At 73.2% G+C, this 20,998-nt stretch carries 20 protein-coding genes; 6 read left to right on the forward strand and 14 right to left on the reverse strand.

The window, feature by feature from the left end:
- Positions 1 to 14: 14 nt before the first annotated feature.
- Genes ABZ810_RS32200 through ABZ810_RS32210 form a run of 3 tightly spaced genes read left to right on the forward strand, consistent with a single transcriptional unit; the run spans position 15 to position 1,829 of the window.
- Complete coding sequence (locus tag ABZ810_RS32200) at positions 15 to 623, forward strand: dihydrofolate reductase family protein (protein ID WP_358409712.1); 609 nt, start codon at positions 15 to 17, stop codon at positions 621 to 623.
- 47 nt (positions 624 to 670) lie between these two features.
- Positions 671 to 1,645, forward strand: a complete 975-nt coding sequence (locus ABZ810_RS32205; protein ID WP_358409713.1) for a pyridoxal-phosphate dependent enzyme — start codon at positions 671 to 673, stop codon at positions 1,643 to 1,645.
- A 7-nt stretch (positions 1,646 to 1,652) separates the two neighbouring features.
- Positions 1,653 to 1,829, forward strand: a complete 177-nt coding sequence (locus ABZ810_RS32210) for a hypothetical protein (RefSeq protein WP_358409714.1) — start codon at positions 1,653 to 1,655, stop codon at positions 1,827 to 1,829.
- 11 nt (positions 1,830 to 1,840) lie between these two features.
- On the opposite strand, the gene ABZ810_RS32215 is transcribed toward ABZ810_RS32210, so the two are convergent.
- The 4 genes from ABZ810_RS32215 to ABZ810_RS32230 all read right to left on the reverse strand — a co-directional run bounded on the left by ABZ810_RS32215 (position 1,841) and on the right by ABZ810_RS32230 (position 6,666).
- Positions 1,841 to 4,351: a CHAT domain-containing protein gene (locus ABZ810_RS32215; RefSeq protein WP_358409715.1), complete on the reverse strand. Its 2,511-nt coding sequence runs from the start codon at positions 4,349 to 4,351 to the stop codon at positions 1,841 to 1,843.
- Positions 4,348 to 4,833, reverse strand: coding sequence for a hypothetical protein (locus ABZ810_RS32220; protein ID WP_358409716.1), 486 nt, complete (start codon positions 4,831 to 4,833; stop codon positions 4,348 to 4,350). Before ABZ810_RS32220 ends, ABZ810_RS32215 begins: the two co-directional genes overlap by 4 nt.
- Positions 4,830 to 5,381, reverse strand: coding sequence for a sigma-70 family RNA polymerase sigma factor (locus tag ABZ810_RS32225; RefSeq protein WP_358409717.1), 552 nt, complete (start codon positions 5,379 to 5,381; stop codon positions 4,830 to 4,832). The genes ABZ810_RS32220 and ABZ810_RS32225 overlap by 4 nt, the downstream gene beginning before the upstream one ends.
- A 106-nt stretch (positions 5,382 to 5,487) precedes the next feature.
- Entirely contained in the window at positions 5,488 to 6,666 is a 1,179-nt protein-coding gene (locus ABZ810_RS32230) for a S8 family serine peptidase (RefSeq protein ID WP_358409718.1), read from the reverse strand.
- 195 nt (positions 6,667 to 6,861) lie between these two features.
- Here ABZ810_RS32230 and lnt point away from each other — a divergent pair, with 195 nt between their 5' ends.
- Both lnt and ABZ810_RS32240 read left to right on the forward strand, forming a co-directional pair.
- Positions 6,862 to 8,325 carry an apolipoprotein N-acyltransferase gene (lnt, locus tag ABZ810_RS32235; protein WP_358409720.1) on the forward strand — a complete coding sequence of 488 codons (1,464 nt, stop codon included), beginning with the start codon at positions 6,862 to 6,864 and terminating at the stop codon, positions 8,323 to 8,325.
- Between the two features lie 295 nt (positions 8,326 to 8,620).
- Positions 8,621 to 9,115 carry a DUF3145 domain-containing protein gene (locus ABZ810_RS32240; RefSeq protein ID WP_358409721.1) on the forward strand — a complete coding sequence of 165 codons (495 nt, stop codon included), beginning with the start codon at positions 8,621 to 8,623 and terminating at the stop codon, positions 9,113 to 9,115.
- 67 nt (positions 9,116 to 9,182) lie between these two features.
- Here ABZ810_RS32240 and fabF read toward each other — a convergent pair whose 3' ends face one another.
- From fabF to ABZ810_RS32290, 10 genes are all read right to left on the reverse strand, one after another.
- Positions 9,183 to 10,475, reverse strand: coding sequence for a beta-ketoacyl-ACP synthase II (fabF, locus tag ABZ810_RS32245; RefSeq protein WP_358409722.1), 1,293 nt, complete (start codon positions 10,473 to 10,475; stop codon positions 9,183 to 9,185).
- 81 nt (positions 10,476 to 10,556) lie between these two features.
- Positions 10,557 to 10,811 (reverse strand): acyl carrier protein, encoded by a 255-nt coding sequence (locus ABZ810_RS32250; RefSeq protein WP_358409724.1) that lies wholly within the window; start codon positions 10,809 to 10,811, stop codon positions 10,557 to 10,559.
- Positions 10,812 to 10,865: 54 nt separating this feature from the next.
- Positions 10,866 to 11,822 carry a beta-ketoacyl-ACP synthase III gene (locus tag ABZ810_RS32255; protein ID WP_358409960.1) on the reverse strand — a complete coding sequence of 319 codons (957 nt, stop codon included), beginning with the start codon at positions 11,820 to 11,822 and terminating at the stop codon, positions 10,866 to 10,868.
- Positions 11,823 to 11,899: 77 nt separating this feature from the next.
- Positions 11,900 to 12,835, reverse strand: coding sequence for an ACP S-malonyltransferase (locus tag ABZ810_RS32260; protein WP_358409725.1), 936 nt, complete (start codon positions 12,833 to 12,835; stop codon positions 11,900 to 11,902).
- A 145-nt stretch (positions 12,836 to 12,980) separates the two neighbouring features.
- A complete protein-coding gene (locus tag ABZ810_RS32265; protein WP_358409726.1) occupies positions 12,981 to 14,162 on the reverse strand; it encodes a helix-turn-helix domain-containing protein in 1,182 nt (393 codons plus the stop codon).
- 85 nt (positions 14,163 to 14,247) lie between these two features.
- Positions 14,248 to 15,276 carry an alpha/beta hydrolase gene (locus ABZ810_RS32270; protein WP_358409727.1) on the reverse strand — a complete coding sequence of 343 codons (1,029 nt, stop codon included), beginning with the start codon at positions 15,274 to 15,276 and terminating at the stop codon, positions 14,248 to 14,250.
- Between the two features lie 11 nt (positions 15,277 to 15,287).
- On the reverse strand, positions 15,288 to 16,589 hold the full coding sequence (locus tag ABZ810_RS32275) for an acyltransferase (RefSeq protein WP_358409729.1): 1,302 nt from the start codon (positions 16,587 to 16,589) through the stop codon (positions 15,288 to 15,290).
- Positions 16,567 to 17,574 carry an alpha/beta hydrolase gene (locus tag ABZ810_RS32280; protein ID WP_358409730.1) on the reverse strand — a complete coding sequence of 336 codons (1,008 nt, stop codon included), beginning with the start codon at positions 17,572 to 17,574 and terminating at the stop codon, positions 16,567 to 16,569. The genes ABZ810_RS32275 and ABZ810_RS32280 overlap by 23 nt, the downstream gene beginning before the upstream one ends.
- Before the next feature lie 174 nt (positions 17,575 to 17,748).
- The gene (locus tag ABZ810_RS32285; protein WP_358409732.1) at positions 17,749 to 18,447 is read right to left on the reverse strand and encodes a response regulator transcription factor; all 699 of its coding nucleotides are present in this window, start codon (positions 18,445 to 18,447) and stop codon (positions 17,749 to 17,751) included.
- Between the two features lie 11 nt (positions 18,448 to 18,458).
- Positions 18,459 to 19,784, reverse strand: coding sequence for a sensor histidine kinase (locus ABZ810_RS32290; RefSeq protein WP_358409733.1), 1,326 nt, complete (start codon positions 19,782 to 19,784; stop codon positions 18,459 to 18,461).
- 82 nt (positions 19,785 to 19,866) lie between these two features.
- Here ABZ810_RS32290 and ABZ810_RS32295 point away from each other — a divergent pair, with 82 nt between their 5' ends.
- Positions 19,867 to 20,904 carry a PHP domain-containing protein gene (locus ABZ810_RS32295; protein ID WP_358409734.1) on the forward strand — a complete coding sequence of 346 codons (1,038 nt, stop codon included), beginning with the start codon at positions 19,867 to 19,869 and terminating at the stop codon, positions 20,902 to 20,904.
- Positions 20,905 to 20,998: the final 94 nt, after the last annotated feature.

Genomic DNA, 20,998 nt, shown 5'->3' on the forward strand with positions numbered 1-20,998 from the left:
ACGAAGGGATCATCATGAAAGTGACGCTGGCGACCTTCCTCTCGATGGACGGGGTCATGCAGGGCCCGGGCACGCCCACCGAGGACACCAGCGGCGGCTTCCCACACGGCGGCTGGCAGTTCCCGTACGCCGACGAGGGACTCCAGACCCACACCACGACGTGGTTCGCCGAAGCCGACGCCTTCCTCCTCGGCCGCAGAACCTACGAGATCTTCGCCGCCTACTGGCCGACCGTCACCGACCCCGGCAACCCGGTGGCGAGCAGCCTCAACGCCCGCCCCAAGTACGTCGTCTCCACCACCCTCCAGACCGCCGCCTGGGACAACACGACCGTTCTCAGGTCCCTTGAAGAGGTCGCCGAGCTGGCGAGCCGCCCGGGCCGCGAACTCCAGATCCACGGCAGCGGCGCCCTGGCCCAGTCCCTCCTGGACGCCGGCCTGATCGACGAACTTCGCCTGTGGACCTATCCCGTGGTCCTGGGCACCGGCAAACGCCTCTTCGAACCCGGCCGTACGCCCACCGCCATGGACCTCATCGAGTCCACCACGACCAGCAGCGGCTGCGTCCTCAGCGTCTACCGCCCCACGGGCAAACCCACCTACGGCGACTTCACCACCGATTGATCGGGGGTGGTCATGGGGTTGCTGGGTGATCACTACGCTGGTCTGTCGTGCTGAAGACGCGGCTTGACACTGGTCGGATTCGGGCTGCTCGCCAGGTCATCGACCCGGTCTTTCTCGACACCCCGTTGTACGGGTGCGAGGGGCTGGGGGCCGAGCTGGGGTGCGCCGTGAGCATCAAGCTGGAGACGGCGAACCCGGTCCGTAGCTTCAAGGGGCGCGGGACTGAGCTGGTGGCGAGCTTGCTTGCGGACAACGGTTCGAGAGACGTGGTGTGCGCCAGCGCGGGCAATCTGGGGCAGGCTCTGGCGTGGTCGGGCCGGGGGCGGGGGCTCGACGTGACCGTGGTGGCGTCCCGCTTCGCGCCTGTGGCCAAGCTCGATCGTATTCGCGCGCTGGGGGCCAGGCTGGAGCTGGTGGACGGCGACTTCGACCTGGCTCGCGAACGGGCGGAGGCCATCGCGCAGCGCGACGGCATCCGGCTGGTCGAGGACAGCCTGGACATCGAGACCTGCGAGGGCGCGGCGACCATCGGCCTGGAGCTGGTGGACGCCGCGCCGTCGTTCGACACCGTTCTGATCGCTCTCGGCGGCGGGGCGATGGCCACGGGTGTGGGGCACGTGGTGAAAGCCTTGGCGCCCGACGTCGAGGTGGTCTGCGTTCAGCCGCTGGGCGCTCCGGCCATGACGCATTCGTGGCGTCAGCGGCGGGTCGTCACCACCGACTCGACCAACACCATCGCCGACGGCGTCGCCGGTCGGCGTCCCATCTCCGCCGTTCTGGACGACCTCCTTCAGGTGGCCGATGACGCCGTTCTGGTGAAGGAAGAGTCGATCACTGCCGGCATGCGGATGCTCCTCGAGCATGCAGGCCTGGTCGTCGAGCCGTCGGCCGCGCTCGGTGTGGCGGCGATGCTCGAAGACCGTGAACGCTTCGCGGGTCGACGTGTCGTCACCATCGTGTGCGGCAGCAACGTCGACGTGGACGCGTACCACCGTTGGGTGGGTGCGGCTCACGCGTCTTGACCGGACGATGGCACGCCGACGCATCTGGCCGGTCGTCAGCACGTCCGCCGCGGGGAGGACGGACGCCTCCAGCAGCGCGGCGGTCTCGCTGGGCAACCCCTCCACCGCGTCACAGATGACGCGGGCCTTGGGGAAGACGATCCGCCCGGCCTCCAGCGCGGCCCGGGTGCCGGGCGGCTCGTAGGTGCTCCTATCTCATAGGGCTCCGAAGCATTGGAAGCCCAGGACACCAGGGGTACGCGGAACGGAGGCCAAGGCGTGGGCGGGGGAGAGGCCGGTGGCCAGGGCCCGGTGGAAGGCCACCATGAACGAAGGGGTCTCCTCGTCGCGGACGGGGCTGACGCTGGCGATCACCGTGGCGGTGCCGCGCGCCAGGAGGATGCCGACCAGGCCCAGAGCGGAGTCGGCTTCGGCCTGGCCCACGTCGCAGGCGGAGAAGACGACCAACTGAGGTGGCGCCTCAAGAGCTTCGAGGTCGTACCCCATGAGAGGTCCGTCGGCCAGGCGGAGCGACGAGAGGAGAGCGTTCCCGTCGCGGAACTCACCGTGCGCGGCGATGTGAGCGAGCGACGCGTCGTTCAGGGCGGTACGAAGGCCCTCGGCTCTGGTGAGAGTACGCGCGCCTCGATAAAGAACCCGGAGGGCGTTCACCTCGGCGCGGGCATGGGCAAGATCAGGACCTGCGGCGAGAACGATGTGACCCTGGCGGCCCGCACGACGACGCTGCTCGTGGGCGACGATCCATGAGGTGGCGGACGGGACGACGGTGAAGGGACGGCCGGCCAGGGCGGGAAGGGCAGCCCAGGGAAGGGCATGAAGAGCTCCGGTCGGCGCGATGATCAGCTCGCGATCCACGCGATCCAACGGAAGAGACGCCAGCAGAACGTCCTGGAGACGACTGGTGTTGTGCTCCAGGCCGAGACCCGCCTGCGCGTCGTCGGGATCGGTCGCGAGCCTGCGGATGGCGGCGCGCGTCAGGCGGGCGTGCTGGGCGACCTCGGTGAACGTGGCCAGGTGGTGGCGGAGGAGACGGCCCCTGGTGATGGTGACCGCGTGGAGCTCGTCGCCGATCTGGATGAGTTCGAGGAGCGTGCGATCGCCCAGAGCCGTGGTGAGGGCGGGAATGGTGGCCGTTCGGCTCTGTGGGTGGTCGGTGCGATGGCGCCGCGTCAGAGCGCGCAGCTCGGTTTCAAGGGAGGCGAGGCGTTCGGTCAGGCCGGACGGTTCGCCTCGGGCGCTGAGGGCGAAGTGCCGGGTGCTGACGTTGCGCAGCTCGGTGAGGAGGGCGGCTCGTTCAGGCGTGGAGGAGTGGGCGGAGAGCGGGCGGCGGGCCAGGGTGCGGCGGCGTTCTTCGGCGGTGAGGAGTTCGCGGGCCGAACGGGCCAGGTGCAGGCCCAGGGTCGCGAGTTCGGAGCCGTGGCCGGCGGCTCGGGCGCGAAGGTCCATGGCGGTGAGGGCTTCGGCGTGTTCCTCCAGGACGTTCAGTCCGGACCAGATGGCGGCCAGGGCGCCGCGGCGGTCCAGGCGGGCCCAGTGGTCGAGGGCGATGGCGTGGTACGCGGCGACGCGGAGGGACGCGGGGCCGTTGGTCCGGGCGCGGGCCAGCGGCTTCAACAGGTGGCTCGCGGGGCGGCGGAGGTGCAGGGCGACGCGGGCGGCGATGATGCGGGCCTCGGCGGACGCTTCGAGCCAGCCGCCGCGTTCGAGGCGTTCCGCGGTGGCGGTCGCGGAGCCGAGGAGGAGCGCGGAACGTTCGCCCGCCGTCCAGCGGGCTCTGAGCAGGAGGTGCTCGGCGAGCAGCATCCAGCCGGTGCGCTCCTGGGCGGCGAAGAGGGCGCGGGCACGTTCGGCGGTGGCGGCGGCGCGTTCGGGGTCGTCGTCGGACAGTTCGGCGTGGGCCAGGAGCAGCAGGCCGTCGGCCAGGTCACAGGCGTAGCCGTGGTCCTCCGCGTCGCGCAGGGCCATGGACAGGAGGGGACGTGCGTCGGAGGTGAGACCGGCGTGGATGAGGGTCTCCGCCTGGTCGAGGCGGGTCTGGGCGAGGCGTTCGCCGGTCAGGCCCGGTTCGGCTTCGGCGTAGAGGCGGAACGCGTGGGCGAGGTCGCCGCGCCGCGACACCACGTACGCGAGGTTGGCCTGGGCCATCGCGGTCTGGTGCCGCAGCGAGGCGCTCCGCCCCACCTCGACCGCCTCGTTCAGAAGGGACTCCGCGGCGGGGCCGTCGCCGTTCAGGACGCGGGCGAGCCCGAGGTTGGTGAGGAGGCCGAGCAACGTCACGGGGTCGCCGCCGTCGCGCAGGCGGCTGAGGGCGGGGGCGGCGGTCACGTCGGCCTCGGTGAGGCGGCCGGCGCGGGCCAGCGCCCCGGCGATGTTGGCCGCCAGGCGGTCCGCGTCCGGCCCGTGGAGCACGCCTTCGGCTTCGGCGGCGGTGGACAGGGCGCCGGTGATGTCGCCGCGGGCGGCGAGGAGACCGACGAGGTTCATGCGGACCTGCGCCGCCGCGTACGGGGTCACGGCACAGGAGAGGGCTTCGTCGAGGTGGGCGAGGCCTTCGTCCAGCAGGCCGAGTTCGTTGGCGGCGACGGCGGCGGCGCGCAGCGCGGTGACCCGGTCGGCGTCGCCGAGACCATCGCCGGGGCCGTCGCCGAGGGCGAGGGCATAGGCGGTGGCGGGGTCGATGGCGGCGAGGCGGAGGAGGTGGGTCAAAGGCGTACCCAGCTGGTGACGATGGACGTGGCGTCGGAGAGGCTGAAGATGAGGCTGACCAGGCCCTCGGGGACGTCGGCGAGGTCGAACTGCCCCGCGGTGTCGGTTCGGGCGGCGTGCTCGGGCCGGGTCGTGTGGTCGGGCCGGGCGGGGTGGCGGACGCGCACGTGGGCGGGTCCGGCCGGGACGAGGCGGCCGGTGATGTCGCGCGTGGTGCCGGTGCCGGTCACCTCGAGCTCGACGGTGACGCCGGATCCGGTGAACGTCAGGAGGCGGACGGGCGTGCCGCGGACGCCCGCGACGGGACGGTTGTGATCGTCGGCCAGTTCGGCCAGGGACCCGCCGGGGTGCCGCCAGGCGAGCGCCGAGCGGCCCGCGGCGAGGACGCCGGCCGGAACGGGGTCGAGGGCCTCGAACGTGGTGCGCAGCCGGGCGAGGAGTTCGTCGTCGTTCATGCCGTCGGGGTCGTTCATGCCGTTCACGGGGCCAGCTTCCTTTTGAGGGCGTCGAGGCAGCGGGTCCTGGTCGGGCCGATGCTGCCGATGGGGATGTCGAGCGCGGCGGCCAGTTCGGCGTAGCTGGTGGCGAGGGCGAGCATGCGCAGCAGGACCTGGCAACGGCGCGGGAGCGCGTGCAGGGCCGCGCCCACGTCGCCCAGGCGTTCGCGGGCGAGCAGGACCTGTTCGGGTGGTGGCGACTGGGAGCGCTTGTGCACGTCGTAGGGCAGCTCGTGGACGTCGTAGGGCAGGCGCCGGTCGCCGCGCCGCTGGGCGGTGCGCAGGCTCTCGCGGCGGGCGGTGACCGCCAGCCAGCCGCCCACGGCGCCCGGGTCGGTGATCTGGTCGATGCGCTCGATCAGGCGCAGCCAGGTCATCTGCACCACGTCGCCGCCGTCGGGCTCGTTCAGCCCGTACGACCGCGCGATCGACCAGAGCAGCCCGCTGTACCGGTCGACCAGTTCGCCCCAGGCACGGCCGTCGCCCGCGCGCGCTTGCACGAAGAGGTCGGCCGTGTCGACTTGCCGGGCCATCGGAGTCTCCTCACCAGGCCCCCCGCTGGTCGACGACAGTAGGCGAGGCGGCGCGTGCGCACAGCAGGGCGGCGCGCACGGTTACCGCTTCGCCGCCGTGCCGTGCTCAAGGCCTGATGATTACGCCGAGGTCGGGAAGGGTAGGCGCGGTGGCCGGATCGAGGACGCGGTCGGCGGCCTCGACGGCGGTGAGGCCGGCGGAGGCGGCGAGACCGGCGATGCGGCCCGCCACGGCGGGCGCGGCGAACGAGGTGCCGCTCCAGGTGGCGTACCCCTCGAACGCGTCGGGGTCGATGCCGTTGACCCGCGGCCGCGTCCCGTCGAAACGCAGGTACGTGCTGGTGACGCCGACGCCGGGCGCGCAGGCGTCGACCCACCAGCCGTAGTTGGAGAACCAGGCGCGGTCGGTGCGGTCCGCGCCGAGCGCCGCCACCGCGATCACCGGTTTGAGCGCGGCGGGCCAGAACGGGCGGTCGGACGCGGCGTTGCCGGCGCAGGCGACGACGACCGTGCGGCGGCCGAGGGCGGCGACGGCGCGGGACAACACCGGGGAGGGCCGGTCGTCGAAGGTGTGGCAGCCGAGCGAGAGGTTGACGATGTCGGCGCGGCCCCAGGCGGCGAGCCAGGCGAGCGCGCGGATGACGTCGACCTCGTCGCCCACGCCGTCGCCGCCGATGACGCGGCGGGCGCGGAGGCGCGCGGCCGGCGCGTGCCGGAGCAGCACGCCCGCGACGAACGTGCCGTGACCGGCCTGCGCGTCGAGCTCGAAGTCCAGGTCGGCGTCGACGACCTCGGTCACCTCGTCGCGCTGCTCGGCGTACCACTCGGTGCCCTCGTACCAGGGGTGCGGGGACAGGCCGGTGTCGAGCACCGCGACCGTGACGGGCCGCCGGGCATCGCCCGCCGCCGCACCGGCGGGCGCGGGCAGCGGCGCGGCGGGCCGGGGCAGATCGGCGGGGCCGCTCCACCAGAGCGGCTGCCCGTGGACGAGATGGTTGGGCGAGACGCTGAGCCTGCGGTGCCGCCCGTCGCCCCCGAGCTGGGCGGCGAGCTCGCAGACGTCGACCCTCGCGGGTGAGCGCAGCCGCAGCCTGGTCACGCCGGGCTCGGCCTGCCGCGAGTCGTACCAGCGCCGGACGAGGTCCTCGGCGGCGGGCGCGTCGTGGTCGGCGACGAGGATCTGGTCGCGCCTGATGAGCGCCGGGCGGCCGGTGAACGGCTCGACCACGGCCGCGTCCCGGTGGCGCGCGAGCAACCGCTCCAGCCGTACTTCCTGATCGAACACGCGCCACCCGTCTTCACGCACCGTGACCGCTTCAGCGCTCATAGTGCCCGTTCGGCGGCGGGCGGTAACCGTACTTCGGCAAGAAGCCGCCACATCCGGCAGGAGGCCACCGCATTGGGTCCGGCCCGCCGCTGGCGGGGGGAGGGCGCGCGGTGCGTTACTGGAGAGGTGATCGGTGGCGGCAGGCTCGGGAGCTTGGCGGCGGGGGCGGCGGTGCCGGTGCTGGTCTTCCCGCGGGCGGACCTCGGCTTCCTGGCCTGGGTCGTCCTCGTGCCCGGCATGATGCTGATCCGGTCCGCACCGGACGTACGGGAGGCGGCACTGCGCGGCTGGTGGTTCGGTGCCGGATACCTGCTCGCCGCGCTCCACTGGACGCTGCCCAACATCGGACCCGGCCTGCTGCTGGTCGCGATCGTCTTCGGGCTGCCCTGGGGCGTGTGGGGCGCGGCGGTGCGGCACCTGGTCCCGGCGCACCCGGTCGCCGCGCTGGCCGTCCTGCCGAGCGGCTGGCTCGTCATCGAGCTCATCCGGACGTGGCCGCGGCTGGGCGGGCCGTGGGCGCTGCTCGGCGCGAGCCAGTGGCGGTACCCGCCGGTGCTCGGGCTGGCGGCGCTCGGCGGCGTGTGGCTCGTCTCGTTCGCGATCGTCGCGTTCAACACCGCGGTCGTCCTGGCCGTGCTCGTGCCGCGGTGGCGGGCGCGGCTGGCGGTCCCGGCGGCGGCGCTGCTGCTCGCCGGCCCGGTGACGTTCCTGCTGCGGGACGAACCTCCCGCCGAACGCACCCTCGACGTCGCGCTCGTCCAGCCCGGCGTCGTGCCCGATCCGGCGACGCGGCTGGCGGCGAGCGAGGCGATCACGGCCGCGCTGCCGCCGGCCGACCTGGTGGTGTGGGGCGAGAGCAGCGTCGGCTACGACCTCGCGAGCCGCTCGGACGTCGCGTCCCGCATGACGGCGCTGACGTCCCGCGGCGACCTGCTGGTGAACGAGGACGCCCGGGACGCGTCCGGGCGCATCTCCAAGAGCTCGATCCTCTTCGGGCCGGAGGGCCGCCGCGACCGGTACGTGAAGACGCGGCTGGTGCCGTTCGGGGAGTACATCCCGATGCGCGACGCGTTCGGCTGGCTCAGCAGCATCAGCGCGGCGGCGGGCGAGAACCGCGTGCCCGGCACCGGCCCGACGGTGATGACCGCCGGCGGTGTGACGATCGGGCCGCTGGTGTGCTTCGAGTCGACGTTCCCCGACCTGGGGCGCGCGGTCGTCTCCCGGGGCGCGCAGGTCATCGTCTACCAGTCGGCGACGTCGACGTTCCAGGAGAGCTGGGCGCCGCGGCAGCACGCCGCCCTCGCCGCCCTGCGCGCGGCCGAGACGGGCCGCCCCACCGTGCAGGCGGCGCTGACCGGCGTGTCCGCCGCCTACGACGCGCGCGGGCGGCGCCTCGCCTGGCTCGACACCCCGCGCCGCGGCTCGCTCGTGGTGACGTTGCGCGTCCCGCCCGCCGCCGCCCGCACCCCGTACGCCCGGTTCGGCGACTACGTCGCCTACCTGGCCGTCGCCGTGACGGTCCTGGCAGCGTTCCGGACGGGCGTTCGCGAGATCCCGAACCGTACCCGGCGCGTCAGGGACCGGAGTCCCTGTCCTACGGGACGTGTCCCTTCATAACGTCATTCCTGCGACGGCCACCTGACCACCGCTCGCGGGCCCGCTGCGGGGGATCCTGCGGGATGCGAGCGGGGTCGTCGCTTTTTTTGTGCGCCTTCGCGTTTTTCTTGAACGCACCTCACGGCGCGACAGTGGAGCCTTCAGCAGGCGTTGCTCGCCGTCAAGCGTTCGGCAAACAACGGTCGCGCAGTGGTGCGACCGGCCCGGATGATGCACAATGAGGGACGCGGACGCCGTCCTGGGACGCACGAGGCCGTAGGGGAAGACGAGCCTCAGTACAGATCCAGGAGGTCCGGTGACCGCACGTGGCGTTTTCTACGTCCACTCCGCGCCACCTGCGCTGAGCCCGCATGTCGAGTGGGCCGCCGCAGGTGTTCTCGGCGTGCCCTGTTCGCTTGAGTGGGCGGATCAGCCGGCCGCGCCCGGCACCCTGCGCGCCGAACTCCATTGGGAGGCGGCCGCCGGGACCGCGGCCGGCATCACCTCCGCCCTGCGGAGCTGGAAGCTGCTGCGCTTCGAGGTCACCGAGGATCCCACCCCCGGTTGTGACGGCGTGCGCTACAGCTTCACGCCGTCCCTGGGCGTCTTCACGGGCGTCATCGGGGCCAACGGCGACATCATGGTCCCCGAAGACCGGCTGCGCGCCGTCATGGCCAACGCCGCCGTGGGCAAGAGCACTCTTGAGAACGAGCTCGACCGGCTCCTCGGCACCCCTTGGGACAACGAGCTGGAGCCCTTCCGCAGGGCCGGTGACGGCGCGCCCGTCCGCTGGCTCCACGCGGCCGTGTAAATGAGCGAATAAAGCGAACGGCGGCGGCCCGGCACCCCAGGGGGTGCCGGGCCGCTCTGCGTGTGGGTCACACGGCTCGCTGGAAGACCACGGACACGTTGTGGCCGCCGAAGCCGAACGAGTTGTTGAGGGCGGCGAGCGGGCCGTCGGGCAGCTTGCGCGGCTCGCCGTGCACGACGTCCAGGTCGACCTCGTCGTCGATGTCCTCGAGGTTGGCGGTGGGGGGCACCAGGCCCTCCCGCAGGGTGAGGATCGTGATGACCGACTCCAGGGCCCCGGCGCCGCCGAGCAGGTGGCCGGTCATGGACTTGGTGCCGGTCACCGTCAGCCTGGTGCCGGCGTCCTGGCCGAGCGCGGCCTTGATGGACGCCAGCTCGGCGACGTCGCCGGCGGGCGTCGAGGTGGCGTGCGCGTTGACGTGCGCGATGTCCTCGGGCTCCAGACCGGCGTTGGCGAGGGCGCGGCGCATGGCCTTGGCCTGGCCTGACCCGGTCGGGTCGGGGAGCACGATGTCGTAGGCGTCGCCGGAGTAACCGCACCCGGCGGCGATCCCGTGGATCTGGGCTCCGCGGGCACGGGCGTGCTCCTCGGACTCCAGGATCATGACGGCGGCGCCCTCGCCGAGCACGAAGCCGTCGCGGTTCTTGTCGTACGGGCGGGACGCGCGCTCGGGCTCGTCGTTGCGGGTCGACATGGCGCGCATCGCGCCGAACGAGGCCATCTGCAACGGGTGGATGCAGGCCTCGGTGCCGCCGCAGATCACCACGTCGGCGCGGCCGTTGCGGATCATGTCGATGGCGTAGCCGACCGCCTCGGCGGACGAGGCGCAGGCGCTGACCAGGCCGTGCGAGCCGGCCATCGCGCCGTACTCGATGCCGACGTGGCCGGACGAGCCGTTCGGCATGAGCATGGGAACGGTGAACGGGGAGACGCGGGACCAGCCCTTCTCCAGGAACACCGAGTAGCTGTTGAGAGCCGAGTGGAGCCCGCCGATGCCGGAGGACACCACGACGCCGAGCCGGTCGCCGTCGGTGATCTCAAAGCCCTCGGCGCCCTCCTCGTAGCCCTTCTTGGTGCGCGGCTTGAAACCCGCGCTGGCCCAGGCCTCCTTGGCCGCGATGAGCGCGATCTGCTGGCAGCGGTCCAACCGGCGCAGGGCCTGCTTCGGCATGACCTCCGACGGGTCGACGGCGAGCTGGGCGGCGAACTGCACCGGCAGCTCGTCGACGTTGTCCCAGTCCAGCTTGCGCACTCCGGATTTGCCGGCGAGCAGCGCGGACCAGGTCGACGGCACGTCGCCGCCGAGAGGTGTCGTCGCACCCATGCCGGTGACGACAACGGTGGTCTGGCTGGTGCTCATAGTGAGTACTCCTCGCAAACTGGGGGAACGGAAGCGGCGCGCCCCGGCCAGGCCGGCGGCGGCGCGCCGCACCCCGGCATGTCAGGCCTGCAGGTTCTGGACGAAGTTGATGACGTCCTTGACCGTCTTGAGGTTGCGAAGCTCGTCGTCGGGGATCTCGACGCCGAACTTGTCCTGCGCGGCCACCGCGATCTCTACCATCGACAGCGAGTCGATGTCGAGGTCGTCGATGAAGTTCTTCTCCGGCGTCACCTCGGCCTTGTCGATGCCCACGATCTCGTCGATGATCTCGGCGAGGCCGTCCAGGATCTCCTGCTCGGTGGCTTGTGCCTTCATGCTGTGACTTCTCCTCATTGGTTGGTCCAGAGCGGTGCGCAGGGCGTCGGGCGCCTACGGGATCTGGATGACTTGGGCAGCGTAGGCCAACCCGGCACCGAACCCGATCAGGAGGGCCGGGGCACCGGACTGGACGTCGCCGCGTTCGATCATGTGGGCCAGGGCGAGCGGGATCGAGGCCGCCATGGTGTTGCCGGAGGTGACGATGTCGTCCGCCACCACGGCGTCGGTCGCGCCCACCTTGCGGGCGATCGCGTCGATGATGCGCAGGTTGGCCTGGTGCGGCACGATCGCCGCGAGGTCGGCCGGGGCGATGCCGGCGCGCTCGCACGCCTCCAGGGCGATCGGGGCGATCGCGGTGGTCGCCCACCGGAACACCGCCTGGCCCTCCTGGGTGATGAACGAGTTGCGGTCGGCGATGGAGATCTTGTCGGACTGGTCGCCGGCGCTGCCCCACACGACCGGGCCGATGCCGGGCTCGTCGCTGCCGGTCACCACCGCGGCGCCCGCGCCGTCGGCGAAGATGATGCAGGTCGAGCGGTCGGTCCAGTCGATCCACTGCGAGGTCTTCTCGGCGCCGATGACCAGCACGTTGCGGGCGCTGCCGCCGCGCACCGCCGCGCTGGCGGTGGCCAGCGCGTAGCAGAAGCCCGAGCAGGCGGCGTTGAGGTCGAACGCGCCGGGCGCGCGGATGCCGAGCCGGTGCGCGGTGGGCGCCGACACGTTGGGCATCGGCACGTCGTGCGACGCGGTCGCGACGATCACCAGGTCGATGTCCTCGGGGGAGAGCCCGCTGGCGGCCAGCGCCTTGCCGCCGGCGTGCACGGCCATGTCGACCAGCGACTCGTCCGGGCCCGCGATGCGGCGTTCGGCGATGCCGACGCGGCTGCGGATCCACTCGTCGTTGGTGTCGACGGTCTTGGCCAGGTCGTCGTTGGTGACGACCTGGGCGGGCTGGTAGTCGCCGAACGCCAGGATGCGGGCGCCCGGCGTGACGTCGGGCACGCGCAGCCTGGGCGCGGACGGTCGTGAGGTCGTGGGGCGCGCGCCCGGTGTGACATTCGGTTCGGGCGCGGACGGTCGTGAGGTCATGAGGTGTGCGCCTCGATCAGCTCGCGGGCCTTCTCGAGGTCCTCCGGGGTCTTGAGGGCGAGGGTCTGGACGCCGGCGTCCTTGAGCTCGCGCTTGGCCAGGCCCACCAGGGTGCCGGCGGGCGGCAGCTCGATGATCGCCCTGACGCCGAGCTCGCGCATGGTCGCCATGCAGGAGTCCCAGCGCACCGGGGCGCTGACCTGCTCGACCAGGCGGCCGAGGTAGTCGCGGCCGGAGCCGACGACGGCGCCGTCACGGTTGGACAGCAGCGGGATCGCGGGGTCGCCGACCGGCGCGCCGGGCGCGAGCGCGCGCAGCGTGTCGACCGCCGGGGCCATGTGCTCGGTGTGGAACGCACCGGCCACCGACAGCGCGCGGAGCCGGGCCTTGGCCGGGGGCTCGTCGGCGAACGCGGCGAGCCGTTCCATGGTGCCCGCGGCGACGATCTGGCCGGCGCCGTTGACGTTGGCCGGGGTGAGCCCGTGCTTGTCGATCGCGGCGAGCACCTCGTCGGCCTCGCCGCCGAGGACGGCGGTCATGCCGGTCTCGGTGACCACGGCGGCCGCGGCCATGGCCTTGCCCCGCTCGCGGACGAGCACCAGGGCGGCCTCGGGGGAGAGCACTCCGGCGATCGCGGCGGCGGCGAGCTCTCCGACGCTGTGGCCCGCGACCGCGTCCGGGCCCGAGCCACCGGCGCGGTCCGCCGGGTAGAGGGCCTCGTAGGCGGCCAGGGCGGCGGCGACCAGCAGCGGCTGGGCGACGGCGGTGTCGCGAATCTCCTCGGCGTCGGCCGTCGTCCCGTAACGGACCAGGTCCAGCCCGGTGACCGCGGACCACCAGGCCAGGCGGTCGGCGACTCCGGGCACCTCGAGCCAAGGCTGGAGGAATCCGGGGGTTTGGGCGCCCTGGCCGGGCGATGCGAGGAGAATCACAGACCCCAGCCTGCCGGTTGAGGGTCTGCGGTGCCGATGCGGATCAGCACGAACTTTCGTCGCAGGGGTTTGTACGACCCCTACAAGGCGGCATAACGGGACAATGCCCGGGGGCCCGGGCGTCTCAGTGCCCGGGCCTGGGATCTCAGTGCCTGGGCGGCCGGGAGCCGAACCTGCCGAGCACCAGGGCGATCCGCAGCGTGAAGGCGTTGCGGCCGTCGGTGGGCGCCAGCCCGGTCAGCTCGCTGACCCTCCTGAGCCGGTAGCGCACCGTGTTGGGGTGCACGAACAGCAGCCGGGCGGTGGCCTCCAGCGACGACCCCTGCTCGAGGTAGGTCGTCAGGGTGTCGAGCAGGGGAGCGCCGGCCGCGCACATCGGGTCGAACACGTGCTCGATGAGGTAGTGGCGGGCCTCCTCGTCGCCGTCCAGCGCGCGTTCGGGCAGCAGCTCGTCGGCCAGCACCGGGCGCGGGGCGTCCGGCCAGCCCGCCGCCGCGCGCAGCCCGGCCAGCGCGGCCCGCGCCGACACGGTCGAGTCGTAGAGGTCGTCGACGGCCGGCCCGACCACGACCGGGCCCGGCCCGCACTTGGCGGCGACCGGCCGGGCGGCCTCCAGAGGGTCCTCGGCCCCACCGACGATCACTATCACCCGGTGCCCCTGGACGCCGGCCAGCACGTCGACGCGGGCGCGCCGGGCGGCCAGCTGCATCTGGTCGATGGTGACCTCGGGGTCCTCGTCCTCAGGGGTGAAGCCGGCGATGACGGTCACCGGCTTGGACGTCCAGCCCAGGGCGGCCGCCCACGAGTGCATGCCGTCGTCGACCTCGCCGCGCAGCACGGCGTTGACGACCAGGGCCTCCAGCCGGGCGTCCCAGGCGGCGCGGGTCTCGGCGGCCTGGGCGTAGACCTGCGCGGCGCCGAACGCCACGTCCCGCGTGTAGCGCAGTATCGCCTCGCGCAGCTGGGCCTCGCCGCCGGGCGCGGCGAGCTCGTCCAGCCGGGTCTCCACCACGTCGATGATCACCCGGACCATGTCGATGGTGTGCTTGAGCTTGATCGAGCGCATCAGCTCGCGCGGCGCGGTGCCGAACACCTCGCCGGCGATCTGCGGCCTGCTCTCCTCGGCGTTCTTGAACCACTCGACGAACGCGGCGATGCCGGCCTGGGCGACGAGCCCGATCCAGGAGCGCTGGTCGGGGGGCATGCGCCGGAACCAGGGCAGCTGCCCCTCCATGCTGGCCAGGGCCGCCGTCCCGAAGGTGCCCATGGCCTTCTCGAGCCGCGCCGTCGTCTGCTCCCGGATGGCGGCCTCGTTCGCGTTGTCCACGTCTCCAGACTGCCACCATCAGGGGGATGCCGATACCGGCCGAAGCGGGGGACGGGACCGGAAAGTGCTCACCAGAACGCCAGAATCAGCGGCTTTCGGAGCCCGGAACACTCACCGGATGAGCATCCCGGCCGAGTGCGATGCGGGTGAGGTTGTCCAGGGAACGCGAGCCGGGCGCGAGGTAGTCGCTGTGCCCGGCCGTCCCGGCGTCGAAGACGCGGGCGCCGAAATCGGGGGAGACCGGGTCGGGGCCCAGCCCGAGACCGAAGATCCGGACGTGCGGCACGTCCTCCATCCAGTCGGTGCTGCCGCGCCCGGCCCAGACGCGGGCGGTGCCTCCGAGCCGCGACGCAGACCAGGCGGTGGTGCCGGGGCTGCCGTACAGGGCGATGTCGGTGACCTGCCGCCAGCCCGCGCCCGGCCCGGCCAGCGCTGCCCGGCCGCAGACCACCGAGCCGTAGCTGTGGCACAGGAGCCCGACCTCGGCGGTGCGGTTGACGCGCTGGAGACCCTTCAGCAGGCCGCGCAGCTCGACGGCGCCCTGCCGGGCGCGCTCGTCGGTGAGCACGTCGCTGCTGAACGTGCGCGGGGAGGCGTACCCCAGCCAGGCGACGACGGCGAGCTCGGACGAGGGATCGGCCCTGCGCGCCTGGGCGTAGACCGCGCGGGCCCCGCCGCCGGGCGTGGACCAGGGCTTGTCGGCCTTGGAGTCGAAGTCGGTGAGCGTGCTGTCGGCGCCGGGGACCAGGACCGCCACCCGGCGGGCGCGGGTCAGGTCCCCGACGACCTCGATGGCGCGGCCGCGGCCGCGCGGATCGAAATAGAGGAATCGCCGCCCCGGCTGGAGCAGTGAGCCCAGCGACCGGGCCCGGTCCTGGTCGCCCACCTCGTGCGCTGTCGCCAGGGCCTGCTCGATCGCCCGCCGCTCGATGTCGTACCGCGCGTCCAGCGTGGACGGTGCCAGCGACGGCACCGCCGCCGGGGCCGCGTACGGGTCGGCGTGGCCGGTGCCCGCGGTCGTCAGCAGAACGCCCGTGATGGTGATCACACAGGCCAGCGCCCGCCGGAGGCGGCGGGCGCGGCGTGCCTGGGGGGCGTTCGATCGAGGCGGCATGGTCCGTCTTTCTACCGGATGGTTTTCGGTGCTCGGTGCACCCGGGGGTCGTCGTGCGTGTTCCGTCCCCTTGTGAGACGGACGGCGCGGCCTCCGGGTTGGGCCCGTTCGAAGCGGTGCGCGAGGGCCCAGGCTCCGGCCAGGGCGGCGGCGAACGCGGGCAGCCACGGCAGCCGGTCCAGCGCCCACTCCGGAGAGTCCGGACGGGAGTGGAGTCCTGGAAGCGTACCGGCGGTGAGGGCGGCGCCGACCGTGATCGCCATCATCGCCGTCTGGTGCCAGAGGAACACCGTCATGGCGGAAAGGTTGGCCAGGGCTACCCCCGCCCAGACGCGCGGGCGGGTCATCAGGCGGGCCAGCGGCCGGCGCAGCAGGAGGGCGAGCCCGGTCTGCGCGACCCCGAAGGCGACGGCGGCCAGCGTCGGAGGGTTGAGGTTGGAGATCTCCGCGCCCGGCACGCCGACCATGCTCGCCGGGTAACCCGCGTACATGATCAGCAGCGCGGTGGCCGCCGCGCCGCCGCCGAGCAGGGTCAGCGCGGCACGCCGGGTGGCCAGCGCCCCGTTCGCCCACGCGACGCCGAGGAAGAACGGCACCAGCCAGCCGGTGATCACTGTCGCCCAGCCCAGCTGCCCGAGCCACGCCGGGGCGCCGTCGGAGCCTCCAGGGCCGAAGCGGGCCAGGTCGATCGCGGCCGTCGCGGCCAGCGGCAGCACGGCGCCCCACAGGCCCAGGCGGTTCCAGAGGGCGACGGCCAGCGGGGTGAGCGCCGTCAGCGCCCCGTACACGCCGAGGAACCACAGCGGGCTCAGGACCAGCTTCACCAGCGCTTGCAGGGTGTCCGGGGTGTATCCGGCCCACCGGAGGCCGGCGACGGCGGGCACCCAGGCGATCAGCAGCACCGGGACGGGGCGCAGCAGCCGCGCCGTCCGCCGCCGTACCCAGGGCAGGTAGGGCTCGCCGGGCCGGAACCCCTTGGCCGCGGTGTACCCGCCGACCAGGAAGAAGATCGCCAGCGTCTGGAGCACCCACGACACGGGCGCGAACGCGGGCATCTCGGCCAGCGGGCTGGTCACCCGCAGCTGGCCGTCGCCGGTCGTGACGAACGCGGTGACCAGCCAGTGCCCGAGGATCACGCCGAGGATGGCGATCGCCCGGAGCGCGTCGACGGCGCGGTCGCGGCCGGGCGGGGTGGCGGCGCCGATCCGGGCCGCCAGGCCTCGTGGCGGGGCGTCCGAGGGGCGCGGCGAGGAGGCGTCCGAGGGACGCGGCGGGGGGACGTCCACGGGCTTACGCGTCGGTGTGCCGAGCATGGCTGACCTCCTGTGGGGTCCGGCCGAGGGAGATGCGGGCGAGGTTGCGCAGGGAGGTGGAGCCGGGCTTGAGGTACTCGGCGTGGGTGCCGGACCCGGCGTCGAAGCGGAGGGCGCCGAACGTCGCGGCGGTGGGGTCGGCGCCGAAGCCGAGCCCGGCGAACTCGGCGTGCGGCAGGTACCGCATCCAGTCGCCGCTGGAGCGGCCCGCCCAGACCCGCGCCGGGGTCCGCAGGTCGGCGGCCGAGTCCAGCGAGGTGCCGGGGCTGCCGAACAGCGCGATCTCGGTCACCGGCGGGGCGGTGCGCCCGGCCGCCGCCTTGCCGACGATCACCGAGCCGTAGCTGTGGCCGAGGAGGGCGACGCGAGCGGCCGGGTTGACCCGGTGCAGCTGGTCCAGGAACCGGCCGAGGCGGCGGGCGGCGGTGGCGGCGCGGTCGCCGGTCAGGACGACCGGGCTGAGCGTGGACGGCGAGTCGTAGCCGAGCCAGGCGACCACGGCGACACGTTCGCCGGCGGCCTCGCGGCTCATCTGCTGGTGCAGGGCGCGGGCGCCGCCGCCGGCGAACTTCCAGCTGTCGTAGTTGTCCAGCTCGCCGTCGGCGCCGGGCACCACGACGGCGACCCGGCCCGCGCGGGCCAGGTCGCCGTGGACCTCGACGGCCTTGCCGTGGCCGCGCGCGTCGAACGCCAGGAAACGGCGTCCGGAGGCCAGGAACGCCGACAGGACGCGGGCGCGGTCGTCGTCACCGATCCGGCGCGCGGTGGCCAGCGCGGCGGCGATGTCGGCACGGACCGCGGCGCACCGCTCGTCCAGGGTGGACGTGGTGAGGCGCGGCGCGGCGGCGGCAGCGGCGGGCCCGGTGTACGGGTCGGGGGTGGTCCCCGCGCTCGTCAGCGTCACGGCGGTGAGGATCGCCGCGGCGGTGAGCAGGATCCGGCGCGCGGGGGAGCGGTGGGGCTGCTTCGGGTGACCGCGACCCATGGTCCACGTCCTTCCTGGTCAGTGCTGGTTTCCACTGATCAGGAAGGTAGGAATCGGGACGTGTAGCGCGGATCACCCCGGGGAGCCGTCTTCGGCCGTACGACCCCGGTCTTACCGGTCTTACGCGGTGTGAGTCCTACGCGGTGCGAGTCTGCGCGGTGCCCGTCTCGAGGGTCAGGCCGAGCCGGGCGTCACCAGGCCGACCTCGTAGGCGTAGACGATCGCCTGGGCGCGGTCGCGGAGGTTGAGCTTCATGAGGATGCGGCCGAAGTGGGTCTTGACGGTCTGCTCGGCCACGACCAGCTTCTCGGCGATCTCGCCGTTCGACAGCCCGCGGGCGACCAGCGCCAGCACCTCGGTCTCGCGTTCGGTCAGCTCGCCGAGCTGCTTGCGCGCGGGCGGCCGGGGCGCGCCGAGCCGGGAGAACTCCGAGATCAGCCGCTTGGTGATCGACGGCGACAGCAGCGCGTCGCCGGCGGCGACGACCCGGACGGCGTCCGACAGCTCGGTGGCCGAGGCGTCCTTGAGCAGGAAGCCGCTGGCCCCCGCCCGCAGCGCCTCGTAGACGTAGTCGTCGAGGTCGAACGTGGTCAGCATGAGCACCTTGGGCAGCACGCCGTCGTCGGCGTCGGAGGCCTCCAGGGTGTCCGGGGTGGACGACAGGAGCCTCCTGGTCGCCTCCAGGCCGTCCATGACGGGCATCCGGACGTCCATGAGCACCACGTCGGGACGCAGCGCCGCGACGACCCGCAGGCCCTCCTCGCCGTTGACCGCCTCGCCGACGACCTCGATGTCGGGCTGGGCGTTCAGGAGCACGCCGAAGCCGCTGCGCACCATGCCCTGGTCATCGACGATCACCACCCGGATGCTCACGGCGTCCCCTTCTAACGTCGGGTCGGCAGGGTCGCGTCCACCGCGAACCCGCCGCCGAGGGTCGGCTCGGCGGAGAGCTCCCCGCCCAGCATGGCAGCCCGTTCGCGCATCCCGACCAGGCCGTGCCCGCCGTCCGGCGGCGGTGGCTGCGCACGCCGGCCGCCGGGCGGCGCCTCGTTGACCACGCTCACCCGCAGCTCGTCCGCCACGAAGTCCATCGCGACGACGACCGTGGAGCCGGGGGCGTGCCGCATGGCGTTGCTGAGGGCCTCCTGGACGATCCGGTAGACCGTCAGCTCGTAGCCCGGGGGCACGTGGCGCCGGTCGCCGGTCTCGGCCACCGACACCGTGAGCCCGGCGCCGCGCGCTCCGGCGAACAGCTCGTTCAGCCGTTCCAGGCTGGGCTGCGGCGCGGTCTCGGCGCCCTCCTCCTGGCGGAGCACGCCGAGGATGCGGCGCAGCTCGGTCAGCGCGTCGAGAGCGGTCGCGCGGATCTCGGCGAGGTCCTGGCGGGTCTCGCCGGGCAGCTCGGTGACCCTGTACGGCGCGGCCTCCGCCTGGATGGCGATCATGGACATGTGGTGGGCGACCACGTCGTGCAGCTCGCGCGCGATGCGCTGCCGCTCGGTCAGCACCGCCTCGGTGGCCTGGTGGCGGCGTTCCTGCTCGGCCAGCTCGCGCCGCGCCGCCTCCTCGCGGTCGAGCAGCTCCTGCCGCGAGGTCGTGCGCTGCCGGACGACGAAGCCGGCCAGCAGGGGGATCAGGATGACCAGGGAGGCGCCGCCGCCGTTCTGGGCGGACAGGATCCAGGCGCCGACGATCGAGATCAGCCCGACGCCGATCGTGATGTGGCGCTCGCAGCGCACGGCCACCGAGTAGAGGATCAGCAGCGCCGCGATGGCGGCGCCCGGCAGGTACGGGGTGGTCATCCACTGGTTGATCTCGGGCGTGAAGATCACCGTGGCGACGGCGATGATCCGCCAGGCGCCGAGCGGGTGGCGTTGCCGCAGGGCCAGCGGGACGGCGGCGCTGAGCGCGATGACGAAGAACAGGAGCGGGTTGGCGTAGCCCGGATCGATCTTGCGCGCCTCGTTGGTGAGCACCGAGAACGAGCCGAAGAGGATCGCGAGGGCGATGCCCAGGTCGACGAGCTGCGCCACGACCCCGAAGGGCAGGCGGCCGATCCCCAGGCGGCGGGTCCGGCGCAGCCCGGGCGGCCAGGGCCGCTCGCGCGGGGGCGGGCCGGCCCGGCCGGTGAACGCGGCGGCGACGATCGGGCGCACCAGCAGCCCGACGGTGTCGGCCGCGCCGCGGTTCGGGGAGTCGTCGCTGGTCATAAGGCCCAGGCTAGAGGTGGCTGAGGGACACCGTATGACACCAGGGTGCGACACCGGTGTCATACCTGGGTACGGTCTGATCGTGGATGCCCTGGAGCCCGTCGAGGCGTTGCGCCGGATCGCGTTCCTCCTGGAGCGCGCGCACGAGCCGACCTACCGCGTGCGGGCGTTCCGCAAGGCCGCCGACCTGGTCGATTCGCTGCCGCCCGAAGAGCTGGCCGGGCACGCCCGGAGCGGCACGCTGACCGGCCTGCCCGGGATCGGCAAGGTCACCGCGCTGGTGATCGAGGAGGCGCTGCGCGGCGAGGTGCCGGTCTACCTGCGGCGGCTGGAGGCCACCGAGGGAGAGCCGGTCGACGAGGCGACGGCGGCGCTGCGCGCGGCGCTGAAGGGCGATCTGCACACCCACAGCGACTGGTCCGACGGCGGGTCGCCGATCCGCGAGATGGCCGAGACCGCCCGCGGCCTCGGCCACGGCTACATCGCGCTGACCGACCACTCGCCGCGGCTGACGGTGGCCAACGGGCTGTCGGCCGACCGGCTGCGGCGCCAGCTGGACGTGGTCGCCGAGCTGAACGAGGACCTCGCGCCGTTCCGGATCCTGACCGGCATCGAGGTCGACATCCTGGAGGACGGCTCGCTCGACCAGGAGCGCGAGCTGCTCGACCGGCTCGACGTCGTGGTGGCGAGCGTGCACTCCAAGCTGCGCATGGACAAGGTCGCCATGACCAAGCGGATGGTCGCCGCCATCGCCGACCCCCGGGTCGACGTGCTCGGCCACTGCACCGGCCGGATCGTCAAGGCGGGCGGCCGGCGCGGCGGGCTGCGGCCGGAGTCGGAGTTCGACGCGCGGCTGGTGTTCGACGCGTGCGCCGCCTACGACGTCGCGGTGGAGATCAACTCGCGGCCGGAGCGCCTCGACCCGCCCAAACGGCTGCTGCGGCTCGCCCTCGAGGCCGGCTGCCGCTTCTCCATCGACTCCGACGCGCACGCGCCCGGCCAGCTCGACTGGCAGCCGAACGGATGCGAGCGCGCGGCGCGCTGCGGGGTGCCGGCGGACAAGATCGTCAACACGCTCACCGCCTCCGACCTGCTCGTCTGGACACGCGGGAAACTCTGAGTGAACGGCACCTGAGCCCTCTTGGTGGCTTGGGTGAAATGCCTGATTATTCACCTGTGGGCCGCTCGTCGGACCCTCCGGCATCGGCACACTG

Origin of the sequence: Spirillospora sp. NPDC047279 (assembly GCF_040643285.1) — a bacterium.
Lineage (GTDB): Bacteria > Actinomycetota > Actinomycetes > Streptosporangiales > Streptosporangiaceae > Spirillospora.